Annotated in this window: 13 protein-coding genes and 1 riboswitch; of the genes, 7 read left to right on the top strand and 6 right to left on the bottom strand. The window is 67.7% G+C overall.

Annotated features, from left to right (window positions below):
* Positions 1-884: 884 nt before the first annotated feature.
* Both NM2_RS29360 and NM2_RS29355 read right to left on the bottom strand, forming a co-directional pair.
* Positions 885-1949, bottom strand: coding sequence for an NAD(P)H-dependent amine dehydrogenase family protein (locus NM2_RS29360; RefSeq protein WP_067675333.1), 1065 nt, complete (start codon positions 1947-1949; stop codon positions 885-887).
* 9 nt (positions 1950-1958) lie between these two features.
* A complete protein-coding gene (locus tag NM2_RS29355; RefSeq protein ID WP_067675330.1) occupies positions 1959-2747 on the bottom strand; it encodes an SDR family oxidoreductase in 789 nt (262 codons plus the stop codon).
* A 172-nt stretch (positions 2748-2919) separates the two neighbouring features.
* Between NM2_RS29355 and NM2_RS29350 the strand changes: the two genes are divergently transcribed.
* The 4 genes from NM2_RS29350 to NM2_RS29335 are packed head-to-tail and all read left to right on the top strand — an operon-like array spanning position 2920 to position 4623.
* Positions 2920-3567, top strand: a complete 648-nt coding sequence (locus NM2_RS29350; RefSeq protein ID WP_169816253.1) for a TetR/AcrR family transcriptional regulator — start codon at positions 2920-2922, stop codon at positions 3565-3567.
* Positions 3568-3576: 9 nt separating this feature from the next.
* Positions 3577-3906: a glyoxalase superfamily protein gene (locus NM2_RS52650; RefSeq protein WP_067675324.1), complete on the top strand. Its 330-nt coding sequence runs from the start codon at positions 3577-3579 to the stop codon at positions 3904-3906.
* Positions 3907-3946: 40 nt separating this feature from the next.
* Positions 3947-4384, top strand: a complete 438-nt coding sequence (locus tag NM2_RS29340) for a DUF2752 domain-containing protein (RefSeq protein ID WP_245718273.1) — start codon at positions 3947-3949, stop codon at positions 4382-4384.
* 50 nt (positions 4385-4434) lie between these two features.
* A complete protein-coding gene (locus tag NM2_RS29335; RefSeq protein WP_067675449.1) occupies positions 4435-4623 on the top strand; it encodes a hypothetical protein in 189 nt (62 codons plus the stop codon).
* A 346-nt stretch (positions 4624-4969) separates the two neighbouring features.
* Here NM2_RS29335 and NM2_RS29330 read toward each other — a convergent pair whose 3' ends face one another.
* On the bottom strand, positions 4970-6283 hold the full coding sequence (locus NM2_RS29330) for an aminotransferase class V-fold PLP-dependent enzyme (RefSeq protein ID WP_067675318.1): 1314 nt from the start codon (positions 6281-6283) through the stop codon (positions 4970-4972).
* A gap of 45 nt (positions 6284-6328) precedes the next feature.
* Positions 6329-6442, bottom strand: a riboswitch (SAM riboswitch).
* A 246-nt stretch (positions 6443-6688) separates the two neighbouring features.
* Between NM2_RS29330 and NM2_RS29320 the strand changes: the two genes are divergently transcribed.
* Positions 6689-7321: a LysE family translocator gene (locus NM2_RS29320; RefSeq protein ID WP_067675312.1), complete on the top strand. Its 633-nt coding sequence runs from the start codon at positions 6689-6691 to the stop codon at positions 7319-7321.
* Positions 7322-7371: 50 nt separating this feature from the next.
* On the opposite strand, the gene NM2_RS29315 is transcribed toward NM2_RS29320, so the two are convergent.
* The 3 genes from NM2_RS29315 to NM2_RS29305 form a co-directional block, all read right to left on the bottom strand.
* Complete coding sequence (locus tag NM2_RS29315; RefSeq protein ID WP_084531678.1) at positions 7372-7836, bottom strand: flavin reductase family protein; 465 nt, start codon at positions 7834-7836, stop codon at positions 7372-7374.
* Positions 7837-7958: 122 nt separating this feature from the next.
* The gene (locus NM2_RS29310) at positions 7959-8432 is read right to left on the bottom strand and encodes a YbaK/EbsC family protein (RefSeq protein WP_067675305.1); all 474 of its coding nucleotides are present in this window, start codon (positions 8430-8432) and stop codon (positions 7959-7961) included.
* A 40-nt stretch (positions 8433-8472) separates the two neighbouring features.
* Positions 8473-8787, bottom strand: coding sequence for a 2-oxo-4-hydroxy-4-carboxy-5-ureidoimidazoline decarboxylase (locus NM2_RS29305; protein ID WP_067675301.1), 315 nt, complete (start codon positions 8785-8787; stop codon positions 8473-8475).
* 195 nt (positions 8788-8982) lie between these two features.
* Between NM2_RS29305 and NM2_RS29300 the strand changes: the two genes are divergently transcribed.
* Both NM2_RS29300 and NM2_RS29295 read left to right on the top strand, forming a co-directional pair.
* A complete protein-coding gene (locus NM2_RS29300) occupies positions 8983-9804 on the top strand; it encodes a crotonase/enoyl-CoA hydratase family protein (RefSeq protein WP_067675298.1) in 822 nt (273 codons plus the stop codon).
* Positions 9805-9841: 37 nt separating this feature from the next.
* Positions 9842-10197, top strand: a 356-nt coding sequence (locus NM2_RS29295) for an AfsR/SARP family transcriptional regulator (RefSeq protein WP_169816252.1), incomplete at its 3' end; no start/stop codon positions are given.

Below are 10197 nucleotides of genomic sequence, written 5' to 3'. Positions count from 1 at the left end.
CGCTCAGCGGATCTCGTGCGCGCCACCTGAACTCAGCGGCCGGAGGACGCCGAACATCGTGCCGTGCGCAGCCCCGCGGGCGATGCCACAGCAAACTCGATTCTGTGCGCTTCGGCGATCGAACGCCGTCGCGTATGCGTCGAACTCGGTAAATCGGTGGGGTCGAACCCTGCTCCCTCATCCACGATGCGTACTCCTGCCCGGCCCGAATCCGTACATGGACTCCTGGTAAACGGTACCGCAATTCGGTGGGAATGCAGGGCATCTCGGCGCAGGAGCGAGGCGGATGCTGTGGTCAGATCTGAAAGGTATTGCAGCTCAACAGAGCTGGTCGAATCGTCCGATTTGTCAGCGGGCGACGGTAACTCGCGTGGTGGGGCGGGGTGATCCGGCAGGAGGGGTGGCCGGACATGTCGACTCGGGCGATGTCATCAGTGTGATCCGGCCTACATCGACGGGTTTCTGGGTAATGGCTGTCGATCGCCGGAACTCGGTTGTGAGGTTACGAAGACGTGAACCCGGTGTTGCGTCGGCAGGCATCGGACCACGCCTCGGCGGCGTCGCGAATCGCTCTCGGGGACGGGGGTTTCCGGCGGCATACGGCCCGAGCTGGGCGTTTTGGTCTATACCGACCGCATCGATAGCCGATCGATGACTCGAGTAGGCGGTTCGAGCGAGGTAGCCGCACGGGCTTCGAATGTGCTGCCGCTCACATCCCGCTGTAAAGCCCCATACACAACGCCGGTGGCTCCGAATATGTGATGGTGCACGGAAGAGACGAACAGATTCGGGTTCGCCGTGCACTGTCTCGGATACACCCGGCGCCGGTGGATGAACGCAATGAGCCGCTGACAACCACCGGCGTCCGGATCCGTCGAGACGGGCTAGGAAACCAACCCGCGACCGGTGGTCAGCGGGATATCGATGGCGGTGAGCAGGCCCGGACGCGCCTGCACTACCGCGGGGACGGCACTGACCAGGCGGGCGGCGGTGCCCACCAGCCCCGCGCGGGCATGGTCACCGTCGCTGTAGAGCTGTAGATCCAGCCGGTAGTCGGGTTCGCCCTCGACTTCGACTCGGTAACAACCCTTCCCGGTCGGCTGCGGCCACTCCGGCGCGAGGTCCGGATGCAACCGGGTGATGTGCTCGAGCACGAAAACCTCACGTCCCGAACGGATTCCGCTGACCCGGAAGCGCAGCGCCGCGGCGGTCCCGGCGGCCACGGTGCGACCGGCCACCTCGATCGGTCCGGGCGCGGCGATCCGCTCGAAATCCTGTGTCACATCGTCCAATTCGACATCCAGTGCGGCGGCGAGCTGACGCACCACACTGCCCCAGGCCAGCGTGAGCACGCCGGGCTGCAACAGCAGCGGCAGATCCTCCAGCGCGCTGCCGAAACCCATGATCTCGAACAGCACCTTGGGATTGTCGTAGGTGGAGTAGTCCATGAGTTCCGAGCACACGACGCGATCGATGCGTTCGCTGCCGCTGGTCAGCAGCAGTGGAAGCCAGTCGTTGGCCCAGCCGGGATCGATCCCGTTCACCCACAGCGACGCCCCGCCCGCCTCGGCGGCCTCGACGATCGGGTCGATTGCCTCGGAAGGCAGTGTGCCGTATGGAAATTGCAGGAACACCGGGCTGCTCGACACGACATTGATCCCGGCCCGCAGGAATCTCTTCAGATCCTCGACCGCCTCCATCAACCGGTCGTCGGCCATGGCGGTGTGCACGATGCAGTCGGGTTTCAGCGCGAGGAGGGCCTCGGCGTCGGTGGTGGCCGTGATGCCGGTCGGTGTGTCCAGTCCGGCGAGTTCGGCGGCGTCCCTACCGGCCTTGGCCTCGCTCGACACCCAGACGCCGACCAATTCCAACTCGGGCCGGGCGATGATGGACCGCAACGCCCAGTGCCCGACATTGCCCGTGCTCCACTGCACTACGCGATAGGTCATCGCAACTCCTCACAGATCCGGAAGTCCCAGTGCGAGATTCGGGGCCTCGATACCGCCGTCGACCTCGAGCACCTTGCCGGTGACGTAACCGCCCGCGCGGGAGCTCAGGTAGACGACGGCGGCGGCGATCTCCCACGGCTCGCCCAACCGGCCCAGCGGAGTCGCGGCCTCCATGGTCTTCTTGACCTCGGGCTGCTGGGCGACGACCTCCAGCGCGGAGGTGAGCACCGAACCGACCGCGATGGCGTTGACCCGGATGCGGGGTGACAGATCGGTCGCTGCCAGCCGAGTCCAGTGTGCCAGTGCGGCTTTCGCGGTTCCGTAGGCGAGGAAGCCGCGGCCCGGGGAACGGCCCATCATCGAGGTGATGTTGACCACCGAACCGCCGTCGCCACGCAGCATGTGCGGGACCGCGGCCTGGGTGAGCGTGTGCGCGGTGCTGACATTGAAGCGGAACGCCTCCTCGAGGAATTCCGGCGTGGTGGTCATGAAGGTGTTCGGCATGGTGCCGCCGACATTGTTGACCACGATATCGATCCGGCCCAGTTCCGCGGCGGCGGTTTCGGCGAGGGCGGTGACCGCGGTGAGATCGGACAGATCGCAGGGGACGGTGACCGCCTTGCGGCCCAGGGCGCGGATCTTGCCCGCGACGTCGTCGAGCTGGGTGGCGGTGCGGGCCGCGATCGCGACGTCGGCGCCGGCCTCGGCGAGGGCAAGCGCGGTCGCGGCGCCGATACCGCGACCCGCGCCGGTGACGACGGCGACGCGGCCGTCGAGTCGGAAGGTGTCCAGGATCATCTATTTCTCCTTTTGCGGACCGCCGTGCGGCGTATCCGGCGTGGTGGGGATGTCGCGCCGGATCTGCGACCGGACGCGGATAGTGTGGTTCCGGTCACAGAGTCTTAAGAACTAATGCTTAATTGTCAAGCGATTGTTCCGTTCGTCCTGGTGAATGGTTATTCTGCTGCCTGTGGCAGAGATAACAGCGCGCGAGCGGATCCTCCTCGCGGCGGAGCGGCTGATCGCCGAGCGCGGGCAACTGGTGCCGCTGCGCGATATCGCGGCGGCGGCCGGGCAGCGGAACAACTCCGCGGTGCAGTACCACTTCGGCTCCCGGGACGGGCTCATCGAGGCCGTTGTGGAACAGCGGATGGCCACGCTCGAGGTACGTCGTCTGGAACTGCTCGCCGAACGCGCCGCCGACGACGGGCCGGACGGGGTGCACGAGCTGCTCGAGGTGCTGGTCGTGCCCATGTTCGAATTGAGTCCCCGGCACGGAATCGGTTACTACGCAAGGTTTCTCGAACAGATTCGCACTCACCCCGCGGTGACCGACGAGGCCAATCTGCGGGGTACGCGCCGCACCTCGGTCCGGGTGATCATGCACCGCCTCGACCGCAGCCTGCCGGACCTGCCCCCCGCCCTGCGCAGGCGCCGGCTACGGGCCATGCCCACTGTGCTGTTCTCCCTGCTGGCCGACCACGAACGCGCTGTTCAGGACGGCCGCGTCGCCGCCGACGACACCGCGGCCTGGGCCGAACTCATCGACATGCTCGCAGGTGTGCTCACCGCGCCGGTCACCCAGCGAATCGCCGCGCACCACGGTCCACGCCAATAGGATCGTCGAATGCCCGCCCGGATCAGCTTCGCCGCCCCGTGCCCGATTGCCTCCGCTCCGCTCCGGCAGGCCGTGGCCGGCCCCCCAAGGGCCGATTCTTCCCTCCCTCCGCTCCCCCGCTTCGCTCCTCCGCTCCACTCAGTCCAGAATCGACCCGGGCCACGGCCGATCGCCGTCCTGCGCATCTACGACGTCGCCAAGGCATACCAGTTCTATTGCGACTACCTGGGTTTCAGCGTCGACTGGGAACACCGCGTCGACCCCGGAGCACCGCTCTACGCAGGCGGGGATGCGGTGAGGGGCCGGAGCGGCCGCGCGGTCGTCGCGCGGCACGGATGACGTGGCGGATGCCCATGGCGGGCGATTACGGTGGATGACTGTGGATAACGTGCGTGCTCTGCTGATCGGGGCTTCGTCCGGGTGGCGGGGGCTGGGGGTACCGGCGGTGGTCGGGGGTGCGGCGTTGGCGGCCGCGGCGGTGGTGCATTTCTACGATCCACATGTGGAGGGGTCGTACGGTGTCTGCCCGTTCTATGCGTTGACAGGGTGGTGGTGTCCGGGGTGCGGGGGTTTGCGGGGGATGCACGATCTGACCGAGGGGCATGTGCTGGATGCCGTGCACAGCAATGTGTTTCTGTTGCCGCTGATCGTGGGGTTCTCGCTGTGGTGGGGGGAGTGGGTCGTACGGCGTTGGCGCGCGGTGCCGGGGCGGCGGTGGTCGATGAACCGGACGACGCTGTGCATAATTCTGGCCCTGCTCGCGGTTTTCACCGTCGTGCGCAATACGCCCTGGGGTAGCTGGCTCGCGCCGGTGTAGTCGCGGCGTGGACGTGGTGCGGTTGCCGTCCATTCGGCATGCTGGTGGGCATGGCTGATTCTCTGAAGACTCGTATTCGGGACAAGCTCACGCGTCAGCTGAACGAGGACGGCGTGCCCGACAGCGAGCAGGACGACCCACGGCAGATCGCGCTCGAGGCCGATCTCGAGGCCCTCGACACGGTCGCCGAGGACGATCCGCTGTTGGAGGAACTCGCCGCCCGCTATCTCGTGCCTTGAACGAGGGGGCCGGTTCGGCGCGGCGCACCCCTCCCGCACATCCTCGGCCTTGCTGAAAGATGCCGGTTCGAGGGGCGCGCGGCTACGGAACACCGTGACTCGTGAGGTACTCGGCCTTGCCGGAACGCGCGATCGAGAGCCACGTGCCCTCGCATCAGGATGATCGGCACGCCGGAATCGGGTCCTGGAACATGCCGGTTCGACGGGGCGCAGGTCTACGGAACACCCTGGTCCGTGGGGTACTCGGCCTCGCCGGAACGCGCGATCGAGCGTGCCATATGTCTTCGCCGTCAGGATGGCGATCGGCACGCCCGAATCGGCTCGTCGCAGCCCCGTCCCGCGGAGGTCAGAATGTGCAGGGCGCGGCACCTGACGTTCCGCCGAGGCCGGGACGGGTTTCCGGGCTCGGGTTCCACTGGCCGTCGGTGCAGGTGTATTTCCAGTTCGGTCCGTGTGCGACGAGGGCTGCGACGGCTTCGACCAGGCGGTCCACATCGGCTGCGCGAGTGCCCAGGCCGATGCTCGCGCGGATCGCGCCGTCGACGCCGAGACGGGCCAGCAGGGGATGGGCGCAGAATCGGCCGTCGCGGACGCCGATGCCGTGTTCGGCGGACAGGTAGGCCGCGATCTGGCCCGGCGCGAATCCGTCGAGGGTGAAGGCGAGGATGCCGACGCTGTCGGCGCTGTCCGACCAGATGCGCAGGAAGTTCACTCCCGCAATGGTTTTCAGGCCTGCGCGCAGCCGTTCGGTGAGGGCGCGCTCATGTTCGGTCGAGGCCCGCTCGTCGATCGATCCGAGGGTGTCGCAGGCGGCGGCCAGGGCGGCCGCGCCCAGCACGTTCGGTGATCCGCCCTCGTGACGTTGCGGTGCGGGGGCCCACTCGGCATCGGTCGTGGTGACCTGGCGAACCGCCCCGCCGCCGGCCAGATACGGTTCGGCCGCGTCCAGCCAGTCGCGGCGGCCGACCAGCACGCCCGCGCCGAACGGCGCGTACAGCTTGTGGCCGGACAGGGCGAGATAATCGATTCCGTTGTCACGCAGGTCGATTCGACGATGCGGGGCCAGCTGTGCGGCATCGACCAGGATCCGCGCGCCGCACTGGTGGGCGATCTGGGCCAGCCGCCGCAGCGGCAGCACCTCCCCGGTCACGTTCGAGGCGCCGGTGATCGCAAGCAGCGCAGCGGGTTTGGCACACAACTCGGCGACGAGACGGCGGATGGTCTCGTCGATCGTGTCGGCGGCGCGCACCACCCGGCGGCCGTGCCGGGTCCAGGGCAGGAAGTTGGCGTGATGTTCGATATCGAGCACGACGGTGTCCCCGGGGACGCAGGCGGCCAGCAGGTTCAGCGAATCGGTGGTGTTGCGGGTGAATACGACCACCTGATCATCGGCGCAGTTCAGGAAGCGGGACACCGAGGTCCGGGCGTTCTCGTAGCAGTCGGTGGAGATCCGCGAGGCGTAACCCGCGCCGCGATGCACGCTGGCGTAGTAGGGCAGCAACTCGTCGACCCGGTCGCGCACCTGCGCCAGCGCCGGGGCGCTGGCCGCGTAATCGAAATTGGCGTACGCGCGAGTTCCGCCCTGTACCAACGGAACTCGCAGATCGCATCCGGAAACACGGGCGATCGGGGTACAGGTCTGATCGAGTACGGCAGTCATCACACAATTCCTTCGGGACAGGGGACCCCGGGAAAGATGAACGGGAGCCCGCGCTTGCCGCACCCGGTCGGGCTACGGCCCGGTCGTCACCCGGAGCACCCCGCCGCGGAGGAGGGTTGCCGACCAGCTAGCCGGGGCTTGACGCTGGTACTCATGACCTGATCCGAGACTGACAGACATCCGGGGAGCTTGTCAACCTTCGCGTCGACTCATGGAAAGTGGGCGCATCGATCAGGTCGTCGCGTCGAGTGCGGATGCGCCCGTGCGGCGCACCTTCCGGTTGTCGCGTCGACTCGGGAAAAAGCGCGCGCCCGTGATGATGATGCTCCGGCCGCGGGCGTGCGTAATCGGAGGGCGCCCGGATTTTCCCTTGCCCTCGATCCTGAACCGCGCTTTCGTGGTCGGGTGACTGTTTCGCTGCTGCTGGGCTTCCTCGGATTGTGCGTTCTGCTGGCTCTCACGCCGGGGCCCGATACGTTCCTGGTGTTGCGCTACGCGATTGCCGGGCGGCGGCCCGCCGTCGCGGCCGCGGTGGGGTCGGCACTGGGCGGGATCGCCTGGGCCGTTGTCGTCGCGGCGGGCGTCGCGGCACTGCTGGAGCAATCGGCGGCGGCGTATCGCGGGCTGAAGATCGCCGGGGGAATCTACTTGGTGTACTTGGGAATTCGCACGCTGTGCGACCGCCGCCGGGCGCGTGCGGCGGCGGCCGGTGTGCGCACCGACGAGCAGGAGCCCGTTCGCGCGTCGGCGCGTTCCGCGGCCGTCGCGGGGGTGCTGTCGTGCCTGTCCAACCCGAAGGTCGGCCTGTTCTATCTCGCCATCCTCCCGCAGTTCCTGACCCATGTCACATTCGCCGGGACGTTGACCCTGGGTGCGATCGAATCATGCGTCGCCGCAACGGAAATGGTGATTCTCGCGATCGCCGCGGCGGGTGCGGTGCGGCTGCTGAAGCGGCCGCGCGTGCGGGATCGGCTGGAACAGATCAGCGCCGGAGTGCTCGCCGCACTGGGAGTCGGGACGATCGCCTCCGCCGCGTGAGCGCGCGATGCGCTGCGCGAAGCTCGAATCGACCTGTCCCGTAACGGATCTCACTCCAGACTGCGGGGGCGGTGGTAGGAGCCGTTGTAGTACAGCAGCGGTGCGCCGATCGGTTGGTCGTCGGTATTGTCGTGCACCCGGGTCACCAGGCCGATGACCAGGGTGTGGTCGCCGATCGGCAGGAGTTGACGCACGGTGGCACGGACCCAGATCGGCGTGTCGTTCAGGACCGGTTCCCCGGTGTCCAGGGACGTCCACAGCGAATCATCGGCGAATCGTTCCTCGGCGGCGCGGGAAAAGCGTTGTGCCAGATGGTGTTGGTGATCGCCCAGGAAATGAACGACCAGCGAATCGGCGGCCAGCATGGCCTCGATACTCGAGGAGGTCTCCGCGATATTGAACGAGATCAGCGGCGGCTCGGCGGACAGGGAGGCGAACGAGGTCGCGGTGAAACCCACCGGACGCCCGTCGTGCTGAAGTGTGACGATCGTCACCCCAGCCGGATAGTGCCGCATCGCCCGGCGGAACTGCACCGCGGCGATCCCGCCGGGATCGTCCGCCTCTTTCGCCAACTCGTTCACGAACCCCAACTTACGTCGTGATCACGGCGAATGGCCCGGTGTGTCCGACTCAGCGGTCAATCGACGTCGATCGCCAAGCCCGCGGTGATGCGCACCAACTCGCTGAACGAGGTACGGAACACCGTATTGGGATGTCCACCCGCCGCCCACAATTCGCGATGCCGGGACAACGCGTTGTCCACATATGTGGACAGATTCGCCGGGTGTCCGACGGGTGCGACGCCGCCGATGGGCTGGCCGGTGAATTTTCTCACCATCCGCGCGGGCGCCGGGGTGAGCGTGCCCTGCAATCGCTCGCCGGTGCGCGCCAGATCGACCTGATGCGCACCGGAGACCAGTAGCAGCACCGGGTCGTCGTCGAGCAGGAACAGCAGCGATTTGGTGATGGCGCCCACGTCGACGCCGAGTGCCTGGGCGGCCTCGGCGGCGGTGTGGGTCGGTTGGTTCTGGGTGACGATGACGCCGTGATGGCCGCGGGCGATGAGCGTGTCCGATACCCGGGAAGCGACGGTGGGCAACGACCTGGACATGGCACAAGAGTAGAGCCGAAATCGGCTCACCGCCGGACGTTCAGTATTCGGGGAATCCCGCTGCGGGGCCGAGCATGCGGTCGATCCGCTCCCGGGTGACCCGGCACAGCTCCGCCAGGGACCGCTCGGAGAACGTCTCGCGCACAACCGAATCGAAGGCCCGATCCAGATCGACGCTGGACAGCGCGGACAATTCGGTCTCGGCCGCGGTGAACAAGGCCGGATGATCCGCGTACGGGCGTAGATCGGTGAGCTTCTCCGCCCAGGTGACGTTCGGGCAACATTCGAAGAGCGCGTGCACGGCACTGGCACGCGGAAGTTCGTTGAATCGGTCCAAACCGATGCTGGTGTGCATCACTGTGCGGGGCCTCACCTTGTTCGGTCGACGGGCCCGCGGGATTCGCCGGAACGAAGCCCGAGGCGGTCGTCGGTTGTGATCTGCTCCATACTCTGCTGTAGCGAGCTGGGGGGAGACTGTGTCTCCCACCATATTTAGCGCAGGTTTTACACACCTCGCCGGGGCTGTGCGCACGGCCGCTACGCTGGGCGGATGACCGATTGGAAGGCTTTCACAGTCGAGCGCGCGGACAACATTGCCACGGTTACGCTGACCGGCCCCGGCAAGGGCAATGCCATGGGCCCGGACTTCTGGCGTGAGCTGCCGCGGATCTTCGGCGAACTCGACGCCGACCCCGAGGTGCGCGCGGTGGTGGTGACCGGCGCGGGCAAGCACTTCTCGTACGGTCTGGACCTGCCCGCGATGGCCCCGACGTTCGGTCCGCTGCTGGCCGATCGCGCCCAGGCCGCGCCGCGCACCGCCTTCCTGGACGACCTGCGCCGCATGCAGGCCGCGGTCACCGCGGTCGCCGACTGCCGCAAACCCGTCATCGCGGCGGTCAGCGGCTGGTGCATCGGCGGCGGACTGGATCTGATCGCCGCGGTCGACATCCGCTTGGCCAGCGCCGAGGCGAAGTTCAGTCTGCGTGAGGCGAAGGTCGCCATCGTCGCGGACATCGGCTCGCTGCATCGGCTGCCCGGCATCATCGGCGACGGGCATCTGCGCGAACTCGCGTTGACCGCCAAGGACATCGACGCCGCCCGCGCGGAGAAGATCGGCCTGGTCAACGACGTCTACCCGGATCAGGACGCGGTGCTCGAGGCCGCGCACACGATGGCCCGGGAGATCGCCGCCAATCCGCCGCTGGTCGTGCAGGGCGTCAAGGACGTGCTCGATCAGCCGCGGGCCGGTCGGGTGGCCGACGGGTTGCGCTACGTTTCGGCGTGGAATGCGGCGTTCCTGCCCTCGGAGGATCTCGCCGAGGCCATGCAGGCGGTGTTCGAGAAGCGCCCGCCCGAGTTCAAGGGCCGATAGGCGGCCCGGGCGAGGCTGCCGCGAGGAAGAACACGACATGCTCACCTTCGCCGTGCTGGGTGAGGTCCGCGCGTGGCGCGGCGATCACCCGCTCGACCTGGGCCCCAAGCAGCGCCGGGCGGTACTGGCCGCGCTGCTGCTGCGGTGCGGGCGCTCGGCGACGGTGTCGGATCTGGTCGCCGACGTCTGGGGTGAGCAGGCCACCGCCAGCGCCGTCGGCGCACTGCGCAATCACGTGCTGCATCTGCGCAAGGCGCTCGAACCCGAGCGTGCGCCCGGGAGCCCGCCGACGGTGCTGGTCGGATTCGACGGCGGTTATGCCCTGCGGCTGCCGCCCGGCGCGGTCGACACCGAACTGGCCGATCGGTACGCCGCCGAGGCCGAACGCGCCGC

Origin of the sequence: Nocardia miyunensis NBRC 108239, from assembly GCF_001613065.1 — a bacterium.
GTDB classification, from domain to species: Bacteria; Actinomycetota; Actinomycetes; order Mycobacteriales; family Mycobacteriaceae; genus Nocardia; species Nocardia miyunensis.
This window is presented reverse-complemented; position numbering and strand designations above follow the sequence as displayed.